The sequence below is a fragment of the Streptomyces sp. NPDC048461 genome (assembly GCF_055587105.1).
On sequence record NZ_JBVJGW010000003.1, the window covers coordinates 385,920 to 410,185 of the forward strand.

A 24,266-nucleotide genomic window follows, 5' to 3' on the forward strand; every position below is an offset into this window, starting at 1 on the left:
CATGCTGAAAGTAGGACTGACGGGCGGAATCGGCGCCGGCAAGAGTGAGGTCTCGCGGCTGCTCGCGGGATACGGAGCGGTCGTCGTCGACGCCGACCGGATCGCGCGGGAGGTGGTCGAGCCCGGTACCCCCGGGCTCGACGCCGTCGTGGCCGCGTTCGGGGAGTCGGTGCTGACCCCCGAGGGGACGCTCGACCGGCCCCGGCTCGGATCGATCGTCTTCGCCGACCCGGACGAGCTCCGCACCCTGAACGCGATCGTGCACCCGCTGGTCGGGGCCCGGTCCGCCGAACTGGAGGCGGCCGCGGGACCCGATGCGATCGTGGTCCACGACGTACCCCTGCTCACGGAGAACGGCCTGGCCCCCCTGTACGACCTGGTGGTCGTGGTGGACGCCGCCCCGGAGACGCAGCTGACCCGGCTGGTCGCCCTGCGGGGCATGGCCGAGGAGGAGGCGCGGGCCCGGATGGCCGCGCAGGCCACGCGGGAACAGCGGCTCGCGGTGGCGACGCTCGTCATCGACAACGACGGACCGCTGGAGGCCCTCGAACCCCAGGTCCGCAAGGTCTGGGAGGACCTCGTGGCGCGGGCGGCGCAGCCGGACCCCGGAGCCTGACGGGCCCGGGGCGCGGGGCCCTGGGAAGGAACAACGGACCCGGTCCGGGTGACGAGGGGCCGGGAGGGATCGTCAAGAGACCGCCGGGGGCGGATGCGTCGAACGCGCCCGCAGAGGGAAGGAACAGATCGTGTCCGACACCACGCCGCCGTCGTCGCCGTCCTCGTCTTCGTCCTCGTCGTCCGGTGCGGCCAGCCCGGAGACGCACGTCATCGACTACCGGGCCGCCGAGCAGCTGCTCGCCGCACGCGATCCGCGCGGCGCGGTCAAGCTGCTCGACTCCGTCATAGCCGCCCACCCGGAGAACACCGCGGCCCGGCTGCTGCGGGCCCGCGCCTTCTTCGCGTCCGCCCAACTGCGCCCGGCGGAGCTTGAGTTCGAGCTGGTCCTGGAACGGGAGCCGGACAACGCCTTCGCCCACTTCGCCCTGGCCCGTACGCACGAGCGTTCCGGCCGCCCCCAGCAGGCCCGCAAGCACTTCCGGCTCGCCGCCGCCCTCGACCCGCGGCCGGATTACCTCGCGGCGGCCCGCTTCGAGGACTGAGCCGCGGACCGGGGCCGTGTACCGCCGGGGGGAGCGGGCCCGCGTGCGGGCTTCAGGCGCCGGGCGGCGGCGCGTACGGCGGGACGTCCCGGCCGGGCTGGTAGTGCGGCCCCTGGCGGATGTGCCGGGTCACCACGACCAGATCCACGGCCGCCAGCAGTGCGAGCGCCCCGCAGGCCGCCGCCCAGCCGGGACGGCCGGCCAGCGAGAACACGGCGGTCCCGCCGGCGGCCCACAGCAGCCCCCACAGGCTCAGCCACCACCGCAGCCGCAGCGGACTGCGGGCGGTCACCGGCTCGTTTCCCGTACGCATGCGCATCGCCTCGCTTCCCATGGTCCCACCACGGCGCCGGCCGCGGGGGGTCCGGGGGAAGCGCGCGGCGGCGATCAGGGATTGAGCTTGTTCACGGCCTTCGTGGTGGTCTTCTTGAAGGCCGGGACCGGGGCGTCGGTCAGGTATCCCATCTGGCTCCACTTGACGACCGTCACCGTGGAGCCGTCCTGCCCGATGCCGAAGAGGGCCACGCCCGGCTCGGACTCGGGGATCGAGGTGTGCACGCCGTAGACGCGGGCGCCCTCCTCGACGGAGAGCTTCCCGTAGTCCTGCCAGGAGGCGGTGCCGCCCGGCGTGGTGCGCAGCCAGTCGGCGGCGCAGGCCGCGACCTTGCGCTCCAGGGCGCGGGCGAGCTTGACGGCCGCGGCGTCCGAGGAGGCCCGTACGGAGACCTGGACGGCGCCGGCGTCGACGTCGGTGCCGAACGAGCGGTGCCAGCTGCCGGCTGCGGGGAGCGCGCCCTCCAGGCAGAACGGGGCGGTCTCGGGCAGCCCCTTGGTGACCTTGCCGGAGTACCAGGGTGAGCTGGCGTGCGGCGGCAGGTCGGTGCCCGTGAGGAACCCGGGTGCGGTGACCGCCGCGGTGGCCGTGGACGAGGCGGCGAGGACGAATGCGGAGGCCGCCGCGAGGAGCGCGGTGGCGAGGGTGGTGGAGGCGCCTGAGCGTCGGAACATCGGTGGATCTCCCCGTGGGTGTCGGTGCGTTGCGGTACGGGGACAACCCTGCCCCGATGCGGGGTGTCGGGCGACGGATCGCGGGGGATTCGGGACACTGGAACGGCCGTACGTGCTGTCACCTGGGGGAACACCCGCTGCATGGAACGGCGTCGTGGGACGGGGAACGCCGTGGGCGTGGGCGGGGGAACGGACATGGGGACGGGAACGGGCATGGGGACGGGCAGGGGCATGGGGACGGGTGCGGGGACCGGCGCGGGGACGGGCACGGGCGAGGCGGAGCGGTTCGCGCGGCTGATGCGGGAGCTGAAGGTGCGGGCGGGGCTGAGCTACGGGGCCCTGGCGCGCAAGCTCCACACGAGCACCTCGACCCTGCACCGCTACTGCAACGGCGAGGCGGTGCCGACGGAGTTCGCGGTCGTGGACCGCTTCGCGCGGGCCTGCGGGGCCTCGCAGGGGGAGGCGATGGACCTGCACCGGGCGTGGCTGCTCGCGGACGCGCGGCGGCGGGCGGGTGCGGCGGGCCCGGCAGGACCGCAGGCGGTGCCGGTGGTGGCGGAGACGCCGGAAGGGGCGGCGGAGGCTGCGCCGACGCCCGCGGGCGTCACGGTGGTGGAGGCAGAGGCAGAGGCAGAGGCAGAGGCAGAGGCAGGGGCAGGGGCATCGGACGCGGCCGAGGTCGCGGGCGCGACGCAGACCCGGAAGGCACGCGTGGCCGAGGCCGAGGCCGAGGCCGAGGGCGCAGTGGTGGCGCCGCCCGCGGCCGACGGCGCCCCGGGAGCCGTCCCGGGCCTGGGCCGAGGCGGGGGTGAGGATGCGGCGGCGGGCGGGGGTACGGGCCGGACCGAGGGCGGGGGCAGGTCCGCGAGTCCGGCGTCGGGCGCGCACGGCGGCGAGGGCGGCGGCCGCGGCGGGGCCGCCGCGGAACTGGGCCTGGCCGACGTGGTGGACCTGGCCGCGCCGGGGCCGGGGATCCGCCTCCCCTGGTACCGGCGCCGGGCGGCCGCGGTCGCCGCCGCCGGAGTGACCGCGGGCGTGGTGGCCGTGGCGGTGCTGGCCGCGGCCGGACCGGAACGGCCCGGCACGCCGACGGGGACCGCCGCGGGCCCGTCGGCGTCGGCCGCCGCGCGACCGGGACACCCCCCGGCGCCGGCCGGCGGGACCGCCTCCGTCCCGGCCTCCGGGGCGCCGGCGGCGCCGCCTTCGGACCCGGCGCCGGGAGCGGAACCGGCCCCCGGCACCGCGTCGGCGGCCGCCTCGGCCGCGGGGCAGCCGCCCGGGGCGTCGGCGCCGCCGTCCCCCGGAGCGGTCCAGGCCCCCGCGGTGCCGGTCAGGGCCGCGGTCCGGTCGCACGTGTGGGCCGCGGGGTGCGACCACGCCTACCTGACCGAGCGCGGCCCCGGCACGGTGCCCCCGCCGCCCGTGGAGGCGGACGCGCCCGCCTGGGCCTCCGCGCAGCGGGCCGTACACGCCGGGCAGCAGATCCTGGAGGTCACGGTGCACGGCGCGGATGCCGGCACGGTGGTCCTGGAGGGCCTCGACGTACGGGTGGCGGCGCGCCGCACCCCGCCGGCCTGGAACGTCTACCAGATGTCTCCGGGCTGCGGCGGGGCGCTCACCCCCGCCGTGTACGCCGTCAACCTGGACGCCCCGCGCCCGGTGGCCCGGCCCGTCGACGGCGGTGACTCCGAGGGCCCCATCCGGGCGCCCGCGTTCCCGATGCGCGTCTCGGCGGCCGACCCGGTGGTGCTGCGCGTGGAGGCCGCCACCACGGGCTGCGACTGCGACTGGTACCTCGACCTGCGCTACACCGGACCCGCCGGTTCCGGCCGCCTGCGCATCGACGACCACGGCCGCCCGCTGCGCACGAGCGCAGCGACGGGGCGGCCGGTGTACGGGTACGCGTCGGACCTGGGCCGCTGGGCGCGCTGAACCCGGCGGCCCCGGCCGTCGGCTCCGGGCCGCGGCCGCCGGCTGACGGCCGCGACTCCCGGACACCGGCTCCCCGGCTCCTCTCCGCGGGGAGATCCGTGCAGGTCAGCGTCGTTGTCAGTGGGCCCGCCTAGACTCGGCGGCACAGGAGACCCGCGCCGGACCCGCGCCGGGACCTGTACGGACCGGTACCGGACCCGGACCGGGATCCGCAGCGACAGGGGGAGGGAGGGGACGCGGTGAGGACGTCGTCGGAGCCGTCGGACGTGTGGTCGCGGCAGCCGCAGCCGCAGCCGCAGCCGCAGCCGTACGGGCAGCGGGCGCAGCCGCAGCCGTCGGGACAGCGGCCGCAGGACCAGCAGCAGCCTTCGGCCGCCGCGCGGGCGCTGCTGCGCCATGCCGCCGTCTTCCTGCCCGCTCCCGTTCCCCGGGAGGGACGCGTGGCGTTCTGGGCGCCGGACGGGGACGACCTGCCCGAGGCGGGACGCCCTGCGCCGCTCACCGTCGTGCGCCCGTCCGGCTCGGGGGTGCGCAGCCGGACCGTGCCCTCCGTGAGCCTGTCCGTGACCGCCGCCCTGCCGCTGCTCGCGCGGGCGCCCCGCCACCCCGCCGCGCATCCGGCCACCCGTGCCTGGGGCACCGCCGCCGTCCAGGCGCTCACGCTGGCCGCCCGGGGCCGGCTGCTCCCCGGCCTGACTCCCGAGGGCATCGACGCGTGGCGTGCCGGTCCGCTCGAAGCCGCCGACGTCGACCACCTCCGGGCGGTCGCCGCCGCACTGCCGCACGAGGGGTACGCGACCCCGCTGGCCGGCCGCCGTCCGCTCCAGCTGCCGGAGCCGGAGGCGCTGGTGCGCGCGTTCCTCGACGCCGTGGCCGACAGCCTGCCCCGCACGCCCGCCGCGGGCGTGGCCGCCGGGAGGCCGTTCGCGGCCCGGGAGCCGCAGCGGGTGCCCGGGATACAGGACTGGGCCGCCCAGGTCGCGGCCGGATCCGACACGGGCGTGGGGATCTCGCTCCGGCTCGACCTGTCCTCGTTCCGCCTCTTCGACGAGGCCGAGGCGCAGGACGTCCGGCGGGCGGGCGCCGCCGTGGTCCAGGTGCACAGCCTCGCCGACCCCACCCTGGTCGCCGACGCCGCCGCGCTGTGGGCGGGCACGGCGGCCGCCGGGTTCGGGCCCCGGGCCCGGATCGACGCCGTGCTCGCGCTGCGCCGGGCCGCGCGGGTGTGGCCGCCGCTGCTGCGGCTGCTGGACCAGCCCGCCCCCGACGCGCTGGCCCTCTCGGACCCGGAGCTGGAGGACCTGCTGGGCGCCGCCGCGACCCGGCTGGCGGCCGCCGGCGTCCTGGTCCACTGGCCGCGCGAGCTGGCCCGTACGCTGTCGGCGACCGCCGTCGTACGGTCCACGGCGCCCGGCTCCGCCACCGACGGCACCGCCTTCTTCGACGCCGAGCACCTCTTCGCCTTCTCCTGGGAGCTGGCCCTGGGCGGCGACCGGCTGACCCCGGGGGAGATGGACGCCCTGTCCCAGGCCCACCGGCCCGTGGTGCGCCTGCGGGACCAGTGGGTGCGGGTCGACCCGGAGCTGGTGCGCAAGGCCCGCAAACGGGAACTGGGCCTGCTGGACCCGGTCGACGCGCTGTCGGCCGCCCTCTCGGGGACGGCCGAGATCGCCGGAGAAGCGGTCGAGGTGGTTCCGGTGGGGGCGCTGGCCGCCCTGCGGGAGCGGCTCACGGCCGAGCTGGCCCCGCTCCCGCAGCCCGCCGGGCTCAAGGCCACCCTGCGCGACTACCAGGCGCGCGGCCTGGCCTGGCTGGACCTGATGACCTCGCTCGGCCTCGGCGGCTGTCTCGCCGACGACATGGGACTCGGCAAGACCGTCACGCTGATCGCCCTGCACCTGCACCGGGACCGCCCCGAGCCGACGCTCGTGGTGTGTCCCGCGTCCCTGCTGGGCAACTGGCAGCGGGAGATCGAGCGGTTCGCCCCCGGCATTCCCGTGCGCCGGTTCCACGGCGGCAGCCGCAGCCTCGACGGCGCGGAGCCCGGCGCCGGCGGGTTCGTCCTCACCACGTACGGGACGATGCGGGCCAGCGCCCCGCTCCTCGCCGGGCAGCGCTGGGGCATGGTCGTCGCCGACGAGGCCCAGCACGTCAAGAACCCCCACTCGGCGACCGCCAAGGCCCTGCGGACGATCCCCGCGCCCGCCCGGGTGGCGCTCACCGGCACCCCGGTGGAGAACAACCTCTCCGAGCTGTGGGCGCTGCTCGACTGGACGACTCCCGGGCTGCTCGGCCCGCTCACCACCTTCCGGGCCCGCCACGCACGGCCCGTCGAGCACCAGCAGGAGGAGGACGGCGGGAACGAGGCGGCGGTCGCCCGGCTCGCCGCGCTCGTCCGGCCGTTCCTGTTGCGCCGCAAGAAGTCCGATCCCGGGATCGCGCCCGAGCTGCCGCCGAAGACGGAGACGGACCACCCGGTCTCCCTCACCCGTGAGCAGGCCTCGCTCTACCAGGCGGCGGTGGACGAGGCGATGGCCGTCATCGGCTCCAGCGAGGGCATCGAGCGCCGCGGCATGATCATGAAGCTGCTGGCCTCCCTCAAGCAGATCTGCAACCACCCCGCGCAGTACCTGAAGGAGGACCGCCCCCGGATCCCGCACCGCTCGGGCAAACTCGCCCTCCTCGACGAGCTGCTGGACACGATCCTCGCCGAGGGCGGCTCGGTCCTGGTCTTCACCCAGTACGTGACCATGGCCCGCATCATCGAGCGGCACCTGTCGGACCGCGGCATCTCCCACCAGTTGCTGCACGGCGGGACGCCGGTGCCGCGCCGAGAGGAGCTGGTCGACCGCTTCCAGGCCGGGGAGGTCCCCGTGTTCCTGCTGTCCCTCAAGGCGGCGGGGACCGGTCTGAACCTCACCCGGGCCGGACACGTCGTCCACTACGACCGCTGGTGGAACCCGGCCGTCGAGGAACAGGCCACCGACCGCGCCTACCGGATCGGCCAGACCCAGCCCGTCCAGGTCCACCGGATCATCGCCGAAGGCACCGTCGAGGACCGCATCGCCGAGATGCTGGAGGCGAAGCGCGCCCTGGCCGACGCGGTCCTCGGTTCCGGCGAGGCGGCCCTGACCGAGCTGACCGACCGCGAACTGGCCGACCTCGTCTCCCTGCGCAGGCCCGAATGATCACCGCGCGGGACGACCGCCGCCGCACCTTCGAGACCCTGCCGCCCGGGGCGGAGGCGGCCAGCTGGTGGGGCCGGGCCTGGGTGACCTCGCTGGAGGAGGCCTCCCGCGACGCGGCCCGCCTGGCCCGGGGCCGCGCGTACGCCGCCGAGGGCCACGTCGACGCGGTCACCGTCACCCCCGGCAGGATCGTGGCGTACGTACGGGGCAGCCGGGCCCGCCCCTACCGCACCGAACTGGCCCTGCCCGCCTTCGCGGACGCGGAGTGGAGCGAGCTCCTGGAGGCGGTCGCGGCCGACCCCGCCGCGCTCGCCGCCCTGCTGGAACGGGAGGTCCCGCAGAGCCTCGCCGGGACGATCCTGCCCGGCGCGGGCGAACTCGCCCCCCGCTGCTCCTGCCCGGACGTCGCGCGCCCGCCGTGCAAGCACGCGGCGGCCCTCTGCTACCGCGCGGCCCGGCTCTTCGACGAGGACCCCTTCGTCCTGCTGCTCCTGCGCGGCCGCGGCGAACGGGAACTGCTGGACGAGCTCACCCGCCGCAACGCCGCCCACGCCGCCCGCGAACAGCCCGACACCGCCCCGGACTTCCCCGGGGTGCCGGCCCGCGCCGCGCTGGCCCGCACCGGACTGCCGCTGCTCCCGGCGCCCTCGGCCGTGCCCGCCGCTGCCGGAGTGCCGCCGGCCTACCCCGCCGACCCGGCGGCCCCCGACCCGCTGGCCCTGGACCAGCTCGCCTCCGACGCGGCCGCCCGCGCCCTGGCCCTCCTGACCACCGGCGAGGACCCCATCGAGGGCCTCGGGCTGTGGCAGGACGCCGTCCGGCTGGCCTCCGCGCACCCCACCGCCGGCCTCACCGGCGCCGCCCGCACCCTGTACCGGGACCTCGCCCGCGCCACCGGCCGCACGACCACCGACCTCGCCCGGGCGGCGGCGGCCTGGCGCCAAGGCGGCCGCGCCGCGCTCGCCGCCCTCGAAGAGCCGTGGGACCCTCCGGCCGGCCCCTTCGACCGGGCCCGCCCGGCGCTCCTCGCAGCGGACCGCGGCTCCTTCCGCCCGGACCGCAACCGCCTCACGTCCGGCACGCGCCAGCTCCGCCTCGGCCGCGACGGCGTCTGGTACGCCTACGAGTCCCGTCCGGACACGGAGGACTGGTGGCCCACGGGCCGTCCCTCCCCGGACCCGGTCACCGCGCTGCGGGGCTGAGTTCCGACGCCCAGCGGGTCAGCGCGGTGAAGTCCCGGTCGCGCAGGCCGTGTCGGGGGTGGACGCGCAGGAGGAGGGCCGGGGCCGGGTGGTGGGCGGCGACCCAGGTGCGGTCGAGGGGGCTGATCATGTCGTCGACCCAGGCGAAGGGCCGGCCCGCCGCCCAGCCGACGAGGGCGCGGGTCTTCCACGAGAGGCCGTCGGGGTCCGGAGCGAACAATTCCGGCCACTCGATGACGGGCAGGTCGCCGGGAAGCCCGATGTGCGGCGCGATCATCGTGTTGGCCTGGTGCATCCACGTGGTGGCCCAGGCGAGCTCGTACGGCAGCTCCGTCAGCCGCGCGCCGTGGGCGGGGTGGAGGCGGACCTTCAGGCCCCGGCGGGCACGGCGGGAGCCGGGCGCCCGGTGGGACATCCAGACCGCCGGGTGCATCCGGTGGGCCGTGTAACCGCGCAGGCCGGCGAGGCGCGACCGGAACGGGTTGAGGGGGCCGTCGACGTCGAGGAGGAGCAGGGGGCGCTCAGTCATGAAGTAGCCAGTACCCAGTACACGATGGGGTGAAATGCCCATGCCCGCTATAACCCGAATGGGTTCAGGGGCGTTGTTCCGGTACGGGTTCAACACCCGTGGACTCCTCCGGAAGGCAGGAAAACTGATGCGTCACAGTCGACGGAATGGCTTGATCGCGGCGGTGGTTGCGGGAGGTGGGCTGGCGGTCGCGGGTGTGGGTGGCCTGGCCCACGCCGATGCGGACGCGGCGGGGAAGGCCGAGCGCTCACCGGGGCTGCTCTCCGGGAACCTGGTGCAACTGCCCGTGAACACGCCGGTGAACCTGTGCGGCAACACCGTCAACGTGGTCGGTGTGCTCAACCCGGCCGCCGGGAACCGATGTGCCAACGAGGCGCCAGGAAGCGGACGGGACCATCCGGGACCGAGGTCCGGACACGGATCGAACTCGGGCTCGAACGCGGCGGGCCAGGCAGGCGGGGCGGTCGCCGACGGGCAGGCAAACGGTTCGCCCGGGGTGCTGTCCGGCAACGGGATCCAGCTCCCGATCGACCTGCCGCTCAACGTGAGCGGCAACTCCGTCAACGTCGTCGGCATCGGCAACCCCTCGACCGGGAACACCTCGGTCAACGGCGAGACGCCCAGCGGACCCAAGCCCGTCCAGCCGCCCGTTCAGCCCCCCGTCGTGAAGCCGCCCGTGACGCCGCCGGCGCCGGAGACCCGGACCCTGCCGCCCCGGCCCGCCGAGCCGCGGCCCGGCGAGGCGCTCGCGCACACCGGGGCCGACGGCCTCGGCTACCTGCTGCCCAGCGGGGGAGCGCTGCTGCTGGGCGGAGCGCTCCTGTACCGCCGGTTCCGCCTCAACTGACCTCCCCCGCACGCCAGCCGTCGAGGACCGCGTCGATCTGCGCGGCCAGCCGGGCGCGCGCCGCGAACCGGGGGACTCCCGCCATCAGCAGGGCGTCGTACTCGGTGTCGACGTGCCGCACCGCCGCGCGGACCGCGACCGAGACGGCCGGTTCGCCGAGCGCCCGGCCGGCCGCGCTGCGCCCCACCCGGCCGCTGCCCCGCACCGAGGCGTGGGCGGCGATCTCCTGCGCCCGGTCGGCGGGGCAGCCCGGGAACAGCCGCCGTATCTCCGCCGCGAACGCGGCGGTGAAGCGGGTGTCCTCGGCCGCGCGGCGCAGCCGGTCGCGCTCCCGGCGACGGGCCCGGGCGTCGGCGTCCGCGAGGCAGGCGAGTTCCGCGCGGGCCAGCGCCGCGTCCTCGACGAGGAGGCCCCGCCGCTCGTAACGCCGTCGGCGCCTGTCGAAGCGGACGACGACGGCGGAGAGCGAACTGGCTTCCCGGGACCGGCGGGTGAGCGCCGCGTCCCCGCGGGGCAGGAAGACCAGGTGCCCCAGGTCGGCGCAGTCCAGGCACCTCGGCACGCCGCACTCGCGGACGAGGTGCCGGAGCGGGCCCTGCCGGCACTCGGCGCAGTTGATCTGCTTCAGGGACTCGAACACCACCAGGCTCATGCAGGTGTGATACCGCCGTACGGGCCCTCTATCACCTGCCGGAGCAGGGAGGTTGGCGTTCCGCCGAATCCCCGGGGATGTGGTGACGGATGGGGTGGGGCCCTCCTACGGTGGGGTCGAACGGACCGGGACCGGTCCGGCCGGGGAGGGCACATGGGCGGGCGGCAGACGACGGTACGGCCCGCGAGGGCGCGCGTCGCTGCCGCGCAGGCGAGCCGGGAGGTGGTCATCGCCCCGGGAGGCTGCACCGGCTGGCACTACCACCGCGTCCCGCTGAACGCCGTCGTCCGCGCCGGGACGCTCACCCGGGTCCTGCACGACCGCACGGTCGTGGTCCACCGGGCCGGATCCGCCTTCGTGGAGCCCGCCGGCATCGCCCACGTCCACCTCGGCCACAACCTGGGCAGCGAGCCGGTCGTGCTCCACGTGACCCCCGGCCTCCGCGCGCGTCCGGGGACCCCCTTCGCCATAGCGACCCCCGCCCCGCACGGTGTCACGCGAGCGGTGTGCCGCGCACACGCGGCCTGAGCCGCCATCACGCGCCCTGAGCAGGCACCCTGGCCCCGGCGCCGCGCTCACACCAGGCGGCGGATCTCCCCGCGCACCCGGTAGAAGCCGCGCGAGGCCGGGTGCAGCCCGTCCACCACGTACCGGGCGCCCGCTTCCCGTATCCCGCGCGGGAACTGGACGTTCCACGAGGGCTCGAAGCCGCCCGACACCACCTGCACCCGCATCCGGCCGCCCTGCTGGACGCACTCCACGACCACGCCGCCCGCCGGGGCCGCGGCCACCGAGACCGTCGCCACCGCCGAGGCCGAGGCGGCCGGGGTGAACACGGGCAGCGCCGCCGCCGACTTCACGTCCATCGCCGCCGGAACGGATCCCTGCTGGGCGGCCGCGATGGCCTGCTCGCTCGCGTCCACGCAGACCAGCGAGCCGTCCGTGGTGACCAGGTACAGCCGGCCGTCCAGGTACTGCATGGACAGCGCGGACCCGCATCCGGTGCTCAGCTTCCACAGCCGGGTCCCGTCCGCGTCGAAGCAGTACACCGACGAGGAGTAGTCACCGGCGAAGACGTGCCTGCCGTCCGGGGAGGTCGCGCACGAGTACACGGCCGCGTCGCACAGGTACGAGGCCTCCACCGCGCCGGTGGCCTTCGACAGCCGCTTCACCGCGTGCCGCCCGGTGCCCGCGTAGACCGCGTGCTCCTCCTGCCAGCCGAACAGCACGGAGCCGCCCGTGTCGGTGTGCCACAACTCCCGCCCGCCGTCGGCGGCGTAGGCCGTGACGCCCTTGCTGTGACCGTGGTAGACGCCCCGCTCGTCGGCCCTGACCATCCAGGCGTTGGAGCCGCCCGAGCGCCGCGACCACTGGAACTCGTCCTCGTGGTCGATGACCGTCAGTCCGCCGTTGCGGTCGGAGACGTTCAGCACGCCCTCGCGGATGTCGAGCCAGAAGATGTCCACGTCCGCGGCGATGTCGTAGGCCCCGAACGGCACCTTCGAGGACAGGTCGTACACCGTGCCGTCGTCACAGCCCGCATAGATCCAGAACTCGTCCGCCACCAGGCACTTCACGCCGTCCGGCAGCGAGTACCGGGCCAGCACCTCGCCGCTGTGGCTCAGCGTGTAGACGTCCCCGGCCTGGTTGCCCACCCAGCAGCGGTCCTCGTCCACGTGGATGCCGAACGCCGAGGACCCGGTGCGGAAGCGCCACAGGACCGGGGCCACCGAACGCGCCGTGGACGGCGCCGAGGTGACCTGGCGGCGGGTCACCGACCGGGCGGTGCGCTGACCGCGCACGGCCGTGGCGTACCCCTTGCGGACCTTCTCCCCGACCTTCTTCGCGGCGGCCGCCCGGGCCTTGTCGACCGTGGGGAACGAGGAGCTCTGCACCTGGCCGTCCGCACCGATGCGGCCGTACCGCACGGTGACGTCCGTGCCGTCGACCGTCACCTCGTAGAACTTGTGCGCGGCGCCGTCCTCCTGCGACAGCTCCAGGTACGTCGTCTCCCGAGCCATGACAGACCCCTCCCCAAGGTCGGGCCGCCGACTCCTGTCCGCCGGTGATCCCTCGGTAAGAAGCTAAGGGCCGCCACTGACAATGGTCGAATGCAGTGGGAAGCGATCACATGGCAGCGGATGGCCGAGCGCCTCGCGGGTCACCTCGACGGGCCCGCGGCCGCGCCGGAGGAGGGCGCCTGGCAGCGCGTGGGCATCGACGGCGCGCCCGCCGCCGGGACGGGCGCGCTCGCGCAGGCGCTCGCCGACGCCCTGCGCGGGCACGGACGGACGGTGCTGGTGGTCCCGGTCGCGGGGTTCCTCCGGCCGGCCTCCCTGCGGTACGAGTTCGGCCGCGAGGACGTCGACTCCTACCTCGGCGGCTGGTTCGACACGGCCGCGCTCTGGCGGGAGGTGTTCGGCCCGACGGACGCCGGCGGCACCGGCCGGGTGCTGCCCGACCTCTGGGACCCCGTCACCGACCGGGCCACCCGCAGCCCGTACGCGCACCTGCCGCCCGGCGCGGTGGTGATCGTGCACGGACCGCTGCTGCTCGGCCACTGGTTCCCGTTCGACCTGAGCGTCCACGTCCGCCTCTCCCCGGGTGCGCTGGCCCGCCGTACGGAGGAGTCGCAGCGCTGGACCCTGCCCGCCTTCGCCCGCTACGAGGCCGACACCGACCCGGCGTCGGCCGCCGACGCGGTGGTCCGCGCCGACGACCCCCGCCATCCCGCCTGGACCGGCGTCCGCGGCGCCGGGGCCGGGGCTGCCGGCGGCTGACGCGCGAGGCCCGCCCGGACGGCCCGCCGCCTCCTTGCCGTCCTGCCGGCCCGCCGTCTGCCTGCGCCGCCTACCGTCCCGCGCCGCCCGCCCCGTGCGGGACTACTCCGGCCGGCCGCCCAGCCGGGTGACCGCCGACGCCGCCGCCCGGCAGCCCGCGCGGGCGGCCTCCGCGGGGTCGGCGCCCCCCAGCCGGGCCGCGAGGAAGCCGCCCGTGAACGCGTCGCCCGCGCCCGTGGAGTCCACCGCCTCGACCGGCGCCGCCTCGACCTCGGCGGTGATCCGCCCCCGCTCGGCCACCAGCGCGCCGGCCGCGCCCCGGGTCACCACCACCAGCGGCACCCGCAGGCTGAGCTCCGCCGCCGCCCGGCCCACCCCCGCCGGCTCCGGCAGCCCGGCCAGCAGCCGCGCCTCGTCCTCGTTCGGCAGCAGTACGGCCGCCCCCGCCACGGCGTCCAGGAACCGGCCCGGGCCCAGCGCCGCCAGGAACCCCGCCGAGGCCGGGTCCACGCTCACCGGAACCCCCCGCGCCGCGGCGGCCCGCAGCGCCACCAGGGCCAGGTCCCGGCTGCTCCCGGCGAAGAACAGGTAGCCGGACAGGTGCAGGTGGGCCACCCCGTCCAGCAGGTCCGGCGCCCAGTCCGCGGGGGAGAGCCGCAGCGAGGCGCCGCTGTCGGTCAGGAACGTCCGCTCGGCGTCCTTGCCGACCAGCGCGACCACCGTCCCGGTCGGCTCGGCCGGATCGACCACCAGCCGGGGCCGCACCCCCGCCTCCCGCAGCGCCCGTTCGTGCCACGGCGCCGATTCGGCGCCGACCCGCGCCAGCAGGCGCACCTCCGCGGTCCCCGTACGGGCCGCCCAGCAGGCGGCGTTGGCCCCGGCGCCGCCCGGGAGGGTGCGGATGCGGGCGGCCGTGTCCGTGCCCGGCGCCAGCGGCTCCGGGTGGACCGCCACCACGTCGGTCACCACGTCCCCGACGACCAGCAGTGCCCCGCGCCCCGCCCCCGGTCCCGTCTCCGCCGGGCGCGCGCCGTTCCGGGCCGGCCGTCCCGTCATGCCCGCGCCGCCCAGGCCCCCGCGACGGCGGCCCCGAGCCGCACGTTGCCCCGTACCGCCGCCAGGTTGGCCTCCAGGGAGGCCCCGCCCGTCGCCTTCACCAGGAACCCCAGGAGGAACGGCGTCACCGCCTGCCCCGTGATCCCGCGCCCGCGGCACTCCGCGAGCGCCTCCGCCAGCACCCTGTGGTGCAGTTCCGGATCGAGCTGGTCCGCCTCCGCCACCGGGTTGGCCAGCAGCAGCGCCGACTCCGGTCCGCCGAGAGCGTCCTGCGCGGCCATCACCGCGGCGACCTCCTCCGGCCGGTGCACGGTCCAGTCCACCGGCTCGCCGGAATCGGCCAGGTAGAACCCCGGGAACCGGTCCGTCCGGTAGCCCAGCACCCCCACCCCCAGGGTTTCCAGCCGCTGGAGCGTGCCCGGTACGTCCAGGATCGACTTCACCCCCGCGCAGACCACCGTGATCCGCGTCCGGGCCAGCAGCGCGAGGTCCGCCGACTCGTCCTGGGTCTGCGCCCACTCCCGGTGCACGCCGCCCAGCCCGCCGGTGGCGAAGACCCGCAGCCCCGCCCGCGCGGCCAGGAACGCAGTCGCGGACACCGTCGTCGCGCCGGTCGCCCCCGTCGCGAGCGCGGGCGCCAGGTCCCGGTGGCCGAGCTTGCGCACGCCCTCGCCCCCGGCGATCCGTTCCAGCTGCGCCTTGTCGAGGCCCGCGTACGCCACGCCGTCCACCACCGCGACCGTTGCCGGAACGGCGCCCTCCGCCCGGACCAGCGCCTCCAGTTCGGCGCCCACGGCCAGGTTGCGGGGGCGGGGCAGACCGTGCGCGATGATCGTCGACTCCAGCGCCACGACGGGCCGCCCCCGGTCGAGCGCCTCGCGTACCTCTGCCGACAGGACCGGGACCTCGGATGCTGTGTGCTGTGACATGTCCCCATCCATGGCACGGGATCCGGGCCCGCAAACGCCCTCCCGCCCCTCCCGTCCCAAGCTGTCCGAGTAGTGCCCCCGCCGCGGCCGGGCTGGACAGGGTGACTCGTCGGGCGGGCCGTTCCTGGACGCTGTGGCCACCGCGCGGCCCGGGCGGCCCGGATTAGGCTGGCGCGCCATGAGCACCAGTGACCACCACGCCGCCGCGCCCGCAGCCGGGCACGCTTCCGCCGAGCCCGCGTCCGCCCCCATCGCGTCCTCCGCCCCCACCGCGCCCGCGTCCTTCGCCGTCAGCCTGCCGGACGTCCCCGACGCCGAGCTGGAGGCCGAGGACCTCGACCCGGGTCAGATCCTCGCGGGCGAGCCGGTCGTGACGGGCAAGGTGCTGTGGGAGTCGCCGGACGGCAAGCAGGTCCGCGGGATCTGGCAGATCACCCCGGGTGTGGTCACCGACACCGAGGCCGACGAACTGTTCGTGGTGGTCAGCGGCCGCGCCACCATCGAGGTCGAGGGCGGCGGGACCCTGGAGGTGGGGCCGGGCTCGGCGTGCGTGCTCCGGGAGGGTGACCGGACGACCTGGACCGTGCACGAGACGCTCCGCAAGGCCTACCACATCAGCTACTGAGGCCCCCGGGGTCTTCGCTGTCCTTCGCGCCCACGGGGCTCTCGGGGCCGTCCGGGCCCACGGGCGCCGGGGCGGGGTGGCGGCGCGCGGTGAACAGGGCCAGCGCCGCCATCGGCAGCAGCAGCCCGGCGCCGATGGCGTTCAGCCAGCCGTAGCTCGCCTGCGCCATGACCAGCCCGGCGGCCGCGCCGCCCAGACCGGCGGAGGCGTTCATCGTGAGGTCGCTCAGGCCCTGCGCGGCGGCCCGCGCGGGCTGCGGCACCGAGTCCGTCAGCAGCGCGGATCCGGACACCATCCCCGCGGACCAGCCGAGGCCGAGCAGGAACAGGCCGAGGGCGCTCTGGCCGTGGTTCGGCCCGGCCGTCCCGGCGAGCAGCGCGGCGACCGACAGCAGCCCGGCCGCCAGCCCGATCACCGTCAGCCGGCCGAGGCGGTCCGCGAGCCAGCCCATGACGGGGGAGAAGGCGAACATGCCCGCGATGTGACCGCTGATCACCAGTCCGACGAGCTCCAGCCCGGCGCCGTGGTGGCCCAGGTCCATCGGGGTCATGATCATGATCGAGACCATGGTGGTGTGGGACACCGTGACGGTGAGCAGGGCGAGCCGCGCCCGCGGCGAGGCCTTCACAGCGGCGATCCCGGCGCGCAGCGAGCGGCCCTGACGGGTCTGCTCCTCGGGCGCGGCCAGGGCCCGGGCCGTCAGCAGCGGGTCCGGCCGCAGCAGTACGGCGATCAGCGTGCCGGTCAGCAGGAAGACGGCGGCGGCCCACACGAAGGGCCCCGCCGTCTCGGGTATGGAGGTACCGGCGAAGCTGCGGCTGGCCGGGGCGGACAGGTTCGGCCCGAGCACCGCGCCGACCGTGGACGCCCAGACGACGACCGAGATCGCCCGGGCCCGGTGGTCCGGGGCCGCGAGGTCCGCGGCGGCGAAGCGGGCCTGGAGGTTGGCCGAGGAGGCGGCGCCGAACGCGGCCATGCCGAGCAGCAGCAGCGGGAAGTTCCGCACGGTGGCGGCGAGGACGACGAGGGCCGCGCCCGCCGCGCCGATCGCGTACGCGAGGACCAGGCCGGGCCGGCGGCCGCGCGCGGTCATCAGCGCGGCGAGGGGGAGCGAGAGGAGGGCGGTGCCCACCACGGAGGCGGTGGAGGCGAGCCCGGACAGCGCCTCGGTGCCGCTGACCTCGGTGGCCAGGACGGGCGCCAGGGCGATGCTGATCGGTACGCCGAGCCCGCCGAGCGCCTGGCTGGCGATCAGCACCCCGGAGGTGCGGCGCTGCAGCCGGGCGAGGTCCGCCGGGGCGACGGGCGGAGCCGTCCGGTCGGTACGGGGCGATGAGGTCACGCCGCGCACCCCGGACAGGAACGCGGAACGGCGGCGGGAGCAGCAGTGGCGGGGGCGGCGGCGGTAGAGGTCACCGCGGCAGTCTCGCACCCCGCCCGGCGCCGCGGAACAGGGACGTCGGCGCACCCCGGCCTCGGGCTCGGGGCCCCGGCCCGGGCGCGGCCGGCCGCCGCCCCGCCCTTCGCCGGCCGTCAGAACAGGGGCTGGGGGAGGACGCCCTCCAGGGCGAGCAGCAGGCGCTTGGTCTCCACGCCGCCGCCGAAGCCCCCGATGCCCCCGTCGTTCTCCACCACCCGGTGGCAGGCCACCACCAGCGGGAGCGGGTTCGACCCCATGGCGTTGCCCACGGCCTGGGCGGCGCCGGGCTGGCCGACCCGGGCGGCCAGCTCCCCGTAGCCGACGACCGCCCCGTACGGCACGGAGCGGTCCAGCTCCTGCAGGACCTGCCGGTTGAAGCCGGAGCTGAGCCGCCAGTCCAGCGGCAGCTCGAAGCGCCGCAGGGTGCCGGCGAAGTACGCCCGGAGCTGCCGCAGCGGTTCGGCCAGCAGCACTTCCGCGCCCGGCGCGGGCCGCCGGGCGTCGGCGCCGAGCCGGGAGACGAGCGGGCCGATCATCGCGTCGACCCGGTCCGGCCCGGCGTGGAACTCGACCCGGACCAGCCCCTCCGGGGTCGCGGCCAGGAGCAGGGGACCGATGTCGCTGGGGACGACGGTCCATTCGAGGCGCGGCCCGCGGGGCCGCTCGGTGCTGTCGGTGCCGCCCACGGTGGTGTCCACGCGTTCACCGTACGTCGCCCCACCGACAGCCCGGCGGGGGTCCGGTGCCCGGACCGCCCCCGCCCGGCGGCGTCAGAAGACGTCGACCGCGTCCTGGACCACGTCCGGGGCGTTGGTGATGATCCCGTCCACCCCCATGTCCCGCACCTTCCGGGCCGTCGCCGCGTCGTCCACGATCCAGGTGTCGACCTCCATCGTCCGGCCGTGGGCGCCGAGCAGGCCGTGCACCGCCGTGACCCAGTCCGCCGAGATCGTGGTGTGCCACGGATTGATCCGGTCGGTGAACTTGGCGTACAGCGGAAGGTCCGCCACCGAGGGCGTCCCCAGGAAGGCCGTGACGAGGTCCGGCCGCAGCTCGTGCACCATGCGGACGCTGTCGGCGCTGAAGCTCTGCACCACCAGGCGCTGCGCCACGTGGCGCTCGTCGAGCCAGCCGGCCGCACCCAGCACCTTGAGCGTCTCCGCCTCGATCCCCGGGTAGAGCTCCGGCTTCTTGATCTCCAGCAGCAGCCGCTGCTGGTTGCGCTGCACCCGGTCGAGGTACTGCCGCAGGGTGGGCACCCGGGCGCCCGCGAACTCGTCGCCGAACCAGCTGCCCGCGTCCAGCCGGGAGATCTCCGCCGCCGTGAAGTCCCTCACCCGCCACGGCTTGCGGTCGGGGAACACCTCCTCGACGTCGGTGGTGCGGGCCAGGGTGTCGTCGTGGATCACCACCAGCTCGCCGTCGCCGGTGCGCTGCACGTCGTTCTCGACCCAGTCGAAGCCCAGGTGCATGGCCAGGTCGACGGCGTCGAGGGTGTTCTCCGGCGCGTACGCCGAAGCCCCCCGGTGGGCGTACACCACGGGGGTCGCGAAGACGTCGGCGGCGGATCCGGGAGCCGACGGGCGGGGCGGGAGGGAGGGGGCGGCTGCGGAGGAGGCTGTCCCGCCGAGCACGGTGAGGGCGAGGCCCAGGAAGGCGGCGGCTGCCGCGGCGGCGGGTCGGACGACGTACATGTGCGTTCTCCTCGGGTCGTGAACCCTGCTCCTGGCTCAAACGGGCGCGGAGCGGAAGACGTTGCGGCGGCACTTCACGGAGATCTCTTCACGGCGATCATGGCGGCGAAGATCACCGGGCCGCCACCGAACTACGACAAACGGACCAGAACCCCGCAGAACCGAGCAGGCCGGCCGGACCCGCCGGAGCCCGCGGACCCGCGCCTTTGCGTGAGTGTCAGTGGCGGGTCGTACGGTTGACCCATGCGGCCCGTATCGAAGATCGAACGCACGGTGGCGCCTTTCGAGGTCGTCAGCTCCTACCAGCCCAGCGGCGACCAGCCGGCGGCCATCGCCGAGCTGGAGAAGCGCGTCCGCGCAGGTGAGAAGGACGTCGTCCTGCTGGGCGCGACCGGCACCGGCAAGTCGGCGACCACCGCGTGGATGATCGAGAAGCTCCAGCGCCCCACCCTGGTCATGGCGCCGAACAAGACCCTTGCCGCCCAGCTGGCGAACGAGTTCCGCGAGCTCCTGCCGAACAACGCCGTCGAGTACTTCGTGTCGTACTACGACTACTACCAGCCCGAGGCCTACGTTCCGCAGTCGGACACCTACATCGAGAAGGACTCCTCGATCAACGAGGAGGTGGAGCGGCTGCGCCACTCCGCGACGAACTCCCTCCTCACCCGGCGCGACGTCATCGTCGTCGCCTCCGTGTCCTGCATCTACGGCCTCGGCACCCCCCAGGAGTACGTCGACCGGATGGTCCCCCTCAAGGTGGGGGCCGAGTTCGACCGCGACCAGCTGCTGCGCCGGTTCGTCGACATCCAGTACACGCGCAACGACGTGGCGTTCACCCGCGGCACCTTCCGGGTGCGCGGCGACACCATCGAGATCTTCCCGGTCTACGAGGAACTGGCCGTCCGCATCGAGATGTTCGGCGACGAGATCGAGGCCCTGTCCACCCTCCACCCGCTGACCGGCGAGGTCATCAGCGAGGACCGGGAGCTGTACGTCTTCCCCGCCAGCCACTACGTCGCCGGCCCCGAGCGCATGGAGAAGGCCGTCCGCGGCATCGAGGCCGAGCTGACCGCGCGCCTCGCCGAGCTGGAGAAGCAGGGCAAGATGCTGGAGGCCCAGCGCCTGCGCATGCGCACCACCTACGACCTGGAGATGATGCGCCAGATCGGGTCCTGCTCCGGCATCGAGAACTACTCGCTGCACATGGACGACCGCGAGCGCGGCTCCGCGCCCAACACCCTCATCGACTACTTCCCCGAGGACTTCCTCCTCGTCATCGACGAGTCGCACGTCACCGTCCCCCAGATCGGCGCGATGTACGAGGGCGACGCCTCGCGCAAGCGGACCCTGGTCGACCACGGGTTCCGGCTGCCTTCGGCGCTCGACAACCGTCCGCTGAAGTGGGAGGAGTTCCAGGAGCGCATCGGCCAGACCGTCTACCTGTCGGCCACCCCCGGCAAGTACGAGCTCTCCCGGGGCGACGGATTCGTCGAGCAGATCATCCGCCCCACCGGCCTCATCGACCCCGAGGTCGTCGTCAAGCCCACCGAGGGCCAGATCGACGACCTGGTGCACGAGATCCGCCAGCGGGTCGAGAAGGACGAGCGCGTCCTGGTGACCACCCTCACCAAGAAGATGGCGGAGGACCTGACCGACTACTTCCTGGAGCTCGGCATCCAGGTCCGCTACCTGCACAGCGACGTGGACACCCTGCGCCGCATCGAGCTGCTGCGCGAGCTGCGGGCCGGCGAGTACGACGTCCTGGTCGGCATCAACCTGCTCCGCGAGGGCCTGGACCTGCCCGAGGTCTCCCTGGTGGCGATCCTCGACGCGGACAAGCAGGGCTTCCTGCGCTCCGGCACCTCGCTGATCCAGACCATCGGCCGCGCAGCGCGCAATGTGTCCGGTCAGGTCCACATGTACGCCGACAGCATCACCCCGGCGATGGCGCAGGCGATCGACGAGACGAACCGGCGCCGCGAGAAGCAGGTCGCCTACAACACGGCCCACGGGATCGACCCGCAGCCGCTGCGCAAGAAGATCAACGACATCGTCGCCACCATCGCACGCGAGGAACTGGACACCGAGGAGCTCCTCGGCACCGGATACCGCCAGGCCAAGGACGTCAAGGGCGCCAAGGCGCCGGTCCCGGCGCTCGGCGGCAAGGCGGACCGGGCCGCGGCGGGCAAGGGGGCGAAGGGCGCCAGGGGAGCCCGCTCCGGCGCCGTGCCCACCGACCGCCCGGCCGCCGAACTGGCCGCGCTCATCGAGCAGATGACCGAGCGGATGCGCGGTGCCGCGGCCGAGCTGCAATTCGAGGTGGCCGCCCGGATCCGCGACGAGGTGGGCGAGCTGAAGAAGGAGCTGAGGCAGATGAAGGAAGCGGGCCTCGCCTGACCCGGACCCTGTCAGTAGGGTTGGTGCACAGCCGCGGGTACACGCTGCGCGCCCGATATCGGGGCGGGCTATGGAGAGGGGACAGCGAGTGACGGTCAACATGACCAAGGGTCAGGCCATCAGTCTGCAGAAGGCGGACGGGGGCACGCTGACCGCGGTCCGGATGGGCCTCGGCTGGCAGGCGGCGAAGCGCCGCGGGCTGTTCGGTTCGCGGACCCGGGAGATCGACCTGGACGCGTCGGCGGTGCTCTTCGCCGACAAGCAGCCGGTGGACGTCGTCTTCTTCCGGCACCTGCAGAGCGACGACGGCTCGGTCCGGCACACCGGCGACAACCTCGTCGGCGGCGCCGGCCAGGGCGGGGACGACGAGTCGATCCTCGTCGACCTGCAGCGCGTGCCGGTGCACATCGACCAGATCGTCTTCACGGTGAACTCGTTCACCGGCCAGACGTTCCAGGAGGTGCAGAACGCGTTCTGCCGCATCGTCGACGAGACCAACGGCCAGGAGATGGCCCGGTACACCCTCGACGGCGGTGGCCAGTACACCGCGCAGATCATGGCGAAGGTGTCCCGCGTGGGCACCGGCTGGCAGATGACGGCCCTCGGGAACCCGGCCAACGGCCGGACCTTCCAGGACCTCATGCCGTCGATCCTGCCGCACCTGTAGCAGTACCGGACAAGAGAAGAAGGCACGGGGGAGGGGCTGCACGATGACGGCCGAACTGGTCCGGGGGCAGAACCACCCCGTGTCCCACAGCCGGGTGGAGATCAGGGTCTCGGCGGGCACACCCGTGCTCGCCCTGGCCTCGCTCGCCGACGACGGGGGCCGGTTCTCCGGACCCGAGGCACTGGCGCACCCGGGCGCCCCGACCCTCCCCGGTGTCCGCTCACCGGAGGAGCTCGCCGAGCGGCACGCCTTCGCCGTCGACCTCGACGCCGTTCCCGCGGCCGTCCACACGGTCGGCGTGGTGCTGGTGCTGCCGCCCGGCGGCCCGGCGCGCTTCGGCGCGGTACCGGCCTCCTACGTGGCCGTGGCCGACCCGGAGGGCGCCGAGCTCGTCGGGTACACCCTGACGGGGCTCGACGACGAGACCGCCGTCGTGGCGCTGGAGCTCTACCGGCGCCAGGGCGCCTGGAAGGTCCGCGCGGTCGGCCAGGGGTACGCCGAGGGCCTGCGCGCCCTGCTGGCCGACGGCGGACTCGCGGCGCAGGAGGCCGCCGAACTGGCCGCCGCCGCGCTGCGGACGGCCGCGCGGAGCGGCGGCGCCGACGCCACGCTCGCCACCATGCCCACCCTCGTCGGCGACCTCCGCGGCCCGCGGACCCCCGACGAGGCGCCCGCGGCCGCTCCCGAGCCGCCGGACCCGCTCCCCGTCGCCCCGGGCCCGTACGCCGCCGCGCCGGACCCCGTGCCCGGCGGCGACGCCGCACCGCCGACGATCGGCGGCGGCACCCTCAGCTACGTGCACCCGCGGCGCCGCCCGAGCAACACCGAGCCGCCCGAGCCCGATCCCCGGGCCGCGGCGCCGGCCGAGCCCGGCCGTCCGCCGCGCCCGGTGGCCGGGGACGCCGGCGGCTGGTCCATGGAGGAACGGCTGTACAACCAGGTCTGGGGCATGTTCGAGGACCTGGCCCGGTCCGTCGCCGCCTACCGCAGCGCCGTGGAATTCGCCGACTCCCGGATGGACCGCGAGCTCGACGACGCCCTGTCCGACCCGCGCCACCGCCTCGGCGGCTCCGGCAACGCCGCCCGCGACACCGCGCGGGCCCGCCGCGACGACCTCGTCGCCCAGGCCCGGGCCGTGCTCGACCGGGACCTCGTCCAGCTGGTCGCCGAGTGCGAGGTCGTCGAGCCCGCGCTGCCCGCCGCGTACGCCCGCTGGGACAACCCCGTCTGGCACGGGCACCGCATCCCCGAGGAGAGCCCGCTGGCCCTGCGCCTGGGCGAGCTGCACCTTCCCGAGCGGCCCGACCTGCGCATCCCCATGCTGGCCCGGGTCCCGCTGGAGCGGGGGCTGTGGATCGACAACGGCCGCACCGGCTCCGAGGCCGCGATGGCCATGGACACCGACCGGCTGCGCCGGGCCGCCATGGACATGGCCGTCGCCCTCGCGGCCCGGCTCCTCGCCGTCCACCCCGGCGACCGGTTCTCCGTCCACGTCATCGACGCCGCCGGGGCGGGTGCCGCCTCCCTGGCGCCCCTCGTCAGGGCCGGGGTGCTGGCCGGGCCGCCCGCGGCCGGGGCCGCCGGGGTCACGCAGACCCTGGCCACGCTGACCCGCCGGGTGGACCTCGTACAGATGGCGCTGCGGGCCGGCGCCCCCGAGGACCTGCCCCCGGACGTGGACACGGCCGAGCAGCTGCTGATCGTGCACGACTTCCCGCACGGGTTCGACGACCGTGCCGTCACCCGTCTGCGCTACCTCGCCGACGAGGGTCCGGCGGTCGGCGTCCACCTGCTGATGGTCGCGGACCGTGACGAGGCCTCGGCCTACGGGCCGCTGCTGGACCCGCTCTGGCGGTCGCTGATGCGGCTGTCGCCGGTGCCGGACGACCACCTCGCCGACCCCTGGGTCCGTCACGCGTGGACCTTCGAGCCGGACCTGCCCCCGCAGGGCAGTCAGGTCCTGGACCAGGCACTGAGGCTGATCGCGGAGGCCCGCCGCACCGGCCGCCCCTGAGCGCGGGCGGCCTGCGGCGACCGGCGTCTAGACCACCCCATGACCGGCTCTTGGTAGTCCCTTTACCTTTTCTGGTCCTGGCGGGTACCCTGGTGAGCGCGGAGGGGAGTATTCCTGCTTTCCTGCTACGGCGTGCCCGTCAATACGGACTGCAATCGGTCCCGGG

Annotated in this window: 22 protein-coding genes; 12 read left to right on the forward strand and 10 right to left on the reverse strand. The window is 75.4% G+C overall.

Annotation, left to right across the window (positions count from 1 at the left end):
• Window position 1 precedes the first annotated feature (1 nt).
• Entirely contained in the window at window positions 2–616 is a 615-nt protein-coding gene (gene coaE, locus ACZ6S8_RS07335; RefSeq protein ID WP_469453303.1) for a dephospho-CoA kinase, read from the forward strand.
• 211 nt (window positions 617–827) lie between these two features.
• Window positions 828–1,160 carry a tetratricopeptide repeat protein gene (locus tag ACZ6S8_RS07340; RefSeq protein ID WP_469453597.1) on the forward strand — a complete coding sequence of 111 codons (333 nt, stop codon included), beginning with the start codon at window positions 828–830 and terminating at the stop codon, window positions 1,158–1,160.
• A gap of 52 nt (window positions 1,161–1,212) precedes the next feature.
• Here ACZ6S8_RS07340 and ACZ6S8_RS07345 read toward each other — a convergent pair whose 3' ends face one another.
• A complete protein-coding gene (locus ACZ6S8_RS07345; RefSeq protein WP_469453305.1) occupies window positions 1,213–1,473 on the reverse strand; it encodes a DUF6343 family protein in 261 nt (86 codons plus the stop codon).
• A 74-nt stretch (window positions 1,474–1,547) separates the two neighbouring features.
• Window positions 1,548–2,168 carry a hypothetical protein gene (locus tag ACZ6S8_RS07350; RefSeq protein WP_469453307.1) on the reverse strand — a complete coding sequence of 207 codons (621 nt, stop codon included), beginning with the start codon at window positions 2,166–2,168 and terminating at the stop codon, window positions 1,548–1,550.
• A gap of 213 nt (window positions 2,169–2,381) precedes the next feature.
• Between ACZ6S8_RS07350 and ACZ6S8_RS07355 the strand changes: the two genes are divergently transcribed.
• The 3 genes from ACZ6S8_RS07355 (at window position 2,382) to ACZ6S8_RS07365 (ending at window position 8,490) form a co-directional block, all read left to right on the forward strand.
• The gene (locus ACZ6S8_RS07355) at window positions 2,382–4,100 is read left to right on the forward strand and encodes a helix-turn-helix domain-containing protein (protein WP_469453309.1); all 1,719 of its coding nucleotides are present in this window, start codon (window positions 2,382–2,384) and stop codon (window positions 4,098–4,100) included.
• A gap of 386 nt (window positions 4,101–4,486) precedes the next feature.
• Window positions 4,487–7,288: a DEAD/DEAH box helicase gene (locus ACZ6S8_RS07360; RefSeq protein WP_469453599.1), complete on the forward strand. Its 2,802-nt coding sequence runs from the start codon at window positions 4,487–4,489 to the stop codon at window positions 7,286–7,288.
• Window positions 7,285–8,490: an SWIM zinc finger family protein gene (locus ACZ6S8_RS07365; protein WP_469453311.1), complete on the forward strand. Its 1,206-nt coding sequence runs from the start codon at window positions 7,285–7,287 to the stop codon at window positions 8,488–8,490. Before ACZ6S8_RS07360 ends, ACZ6S8_RS07365 begins: the two co-directional genes overlap by 4 nt.
• On the opposite strand, the gene ACZ6S8_RS07370 is transcribed toward ACZ6S8_RS07365, so the two are convergent.
• Window positions 8,471–9,019, reverse strand: a complete 549-nt coding sequence (locus ACZ6S8_RS07370; protein WP_469453313.1) for an HAD domain-containing protein — start codon at window positions 9,017–9,019, stop codon at window positions 8,471–8,473. The genes ACZ6S8_RS07365 and ACZ6S8_RS07370 overlap by 20 nt on opposite strands.
• A gap of 163 nt (window positions 9,020–9,182) precedes the next feature.
• On the opposite strand from ACZ6S8_RS07370, the gene ACZ6S8_RS07375 reads away from it, so the two are divergent.
• The gene (locus ACZ6S8_RS07375) at window positions 9,183–9,866 is read left to right on the forward strand and encodes a chaplin (RefSeq protein ID WP_469453315.1); all 684 of its coding nucleotides are present in this window, start codon (window positions 9,183–9,185) and stop codon (window positions 9,864–9,866) included.
• On the opposite strand, the gene ACZ6S8_RS07380 is transcribed toward ACZ6S8_RS07375, so the two are convergent.
• Window positions 9,859–10,518 (reverse strand): DUF2293 domain-containing protein, encoded by a 660-nt coding sequence (locus ACZ6S8_RS07380; protein ID WP_469453317.1) that lies wholly within the window; start codon window positions 10,516–10,518, stop codon window positions 9,859–9,861. The genes ACZ6S8_RS07375 and ACZ6S8_RS07380 overlap by 8 nt on opposite strands.
• Window positions 10,519–10,671: 153 nt before the next feature.
• Between ACZ6S8_RS07380 and ACZ6S8_RS07385 the strand changes: the two genes are divergently transcribed.
• A complete protein-coding gene (locus ACZ6S8_RS07385; RefSeq protein ID WP_469453319.1) occupies window positions 10,672–11,046 on the forward strand; it encodes a cupin domain-containing protein in 375 nt (124 codons plus the stop codon).
• 47 nt (window positions 11,047–11,093) lie between these two features.
• On the opposite strand, the gene ACZ6S8_RS07390 is transcribed toward ACZ6S8_RS07385, so the two are convergent.
• Window positions 11,094–12,539 carry a WGR domain-containing protein gene (locus tag ACZ6S8_RS07390; protein ID WP_469453321.1) on the reverse strand — a complete coding sequence of 482 codons (1,446 nt, stop codon included), beginning with the start codon at window positions 12,537–12,539 and terminating at the stop codon, window positions 11,094–11,096.
• Between the two features lie 90 nt (window positions 12,540–12,629).
• Between ACZ6S8_RS07390 and ACZ6S8_RS07395 the strand changes: the two genes are divergently transcribed.
• On the forward strand, window positions 12,630–13,298 hold the full coding sequence (locus ACZ6S8_RS07395; RefSeq protein WP_469453322.1) for a nucleoside/nucleotide kinase family protein: 669 nt from the start codon (window positions 12,630–12,632) through the stop codon (window positions 13,296–13,298).
• A gap of 102 nt (window positions 13,299–13,400) precedes the next feature.
• Here the strand turns inward: ACZ6S8_RS07395 and ACZ6S8_RS07400 are convergent, their stop codons facing one another.
• Both ACZ6S8_RS07400 and ACZ6S8_RS07405 read right to left on the reverse strand, forming a co-directional pair.
• Window positions 13,401–14,354, reverse strand: coding sequence for a carbohydrate kinase family protein (locus ACZ6S8_RS07400; protein WP_469453323.1), 954 nt, complete (start codon window positions 14,352–14,354; stop codon window positions 13,401–13,403).
• Window positions 14,351–15,283, reverse strand: a complete 933-nt coding sequence (locus ACZ6S8_RS07405) for a pseudouridine-5'-phosphate glycosidase (protein WP_469453325.1) — start codon at window positions 15,281–15,283, stop codon at window positions 14,351–14,353. Before ACZ6S8_RS07405 ends, ACZ6S8_RS07400 begins: the two co-directional genes overlap by 4 nt.
• A gap of 178 nt (window positions 15,284–15,461) precedes the next feature.
• Here ACZ6S8_RS07405 and ACZ6S8_RS07410 point away from each other — a divergent pair, with 178 nt between their 5' ends.
• Entirely contained in the window at window positions 15,462–15,908 is a 447-nt protein-coding gene (locus ACZ6S8_RS07410) for a cupin domain-containing protein (protein ID WP_469453327.1), read from the forward strand.
• Here ACZ6S8_RS07410 and ACZ6S8_RS07415 read toward each other — a convergent pair.
• From ACZ6S8_RS07415 to ACZ6S8_RS07425, 3 genes are all read right to left on the reverse strand, one after another.
• Window positions 15,898–17,250, reverse strand: a complete 1,353-nt coding sequence (locus ACZ6S8_RS07415) for an MFS transporter (RefSeq protein ID WP_469453329.1) — start codon at window positions 17,248–17,250, stop codon at window positions 15,898–15,900. The two genes, ACZ6S8_RS07410 and ACZ6S8_RS07415, sit on opposite strands and share 11 nt — an antisense overlap.
• Window positions 17,251–17,441: 191 nt before the next feature.
• On the reverse strand, window positions 17,442–18,026 hold the full coding sequence (locus tag ACZ6S8_RS07420) for a methylated-DNA--[protein]-cysteine S-methyltransferase (protein ID WP_469453330.1): 585 nt from the start codon (window positions 18,024–18,026) through the stop codon (window positions 17,442–17,444).
• A gap of 72 nt (window positions 18,027–18,098) precedes the next feature.
• The gene (locus ACZ6S8_RS07425; protein WP_469453331.1) at window positions 18,099–19,022 is read right to left on the reverse strand and encodes a glycerophosphodiester phosphodiesterase; all 924 of its coding nucleotides are present in this window, start codon (window positions 19,020–19,022) and stop codon (window positions 18,099–18,101) included.
• A 243-nt stretch (window positions 19,023–19,265) separates the two neighbouring features.
• Here ACZ6S8_RS07425 and uvrB point away from each other — a divergent pair, with 243 nt between their 5' ends.
• From uvrB to ACZ6S8_RS07440, 3 genes are all read left to right on the forward strand, one after another.
• The gene (uvrB, locus tag ACZ6S8_RS07430) at window positions 19,266–21,419 is read left to right on the forward strand and encodes an excinuclease ABC subunit UvrB (protein ID WP_469453333.1); all 2,154 of its coding nucleotides are present in this window, start codon (window positions 19,266–19,268) and stop codon (window positions 21,417–21,419) included.
• An 88-nt stretch (window positions 21,420–21,507) separates the two neighbouring features.
• Window positions 21,508–22,086 carry a TerD family protein gene (locus ACZ6S8_RS07435; protein ID WP_469453335.1) on the forward strand — a complete coding sequence of 193 codons (579 nt, stop codon included), beginning with the start codon at window positions 21,508–21,510 and terminating at the stop codon, window positions 22,084–22,086.
• Between the two features lie 43 nt (window positions 22,087–22,129).
• On the forward strand, window positions 22,130–24,100 hold the full coding sequence (locus tag ACZ6S8_RS07440; RefSeq protein WP_469453336.1) for a TerD family protein: 1,971 nt from the start codon (window positions 22,130–22,132) through the stop codon (window positions 24,098–24,100).
• Window positions 24,101–24,266 lie beyond the last annotated feature (166 nt).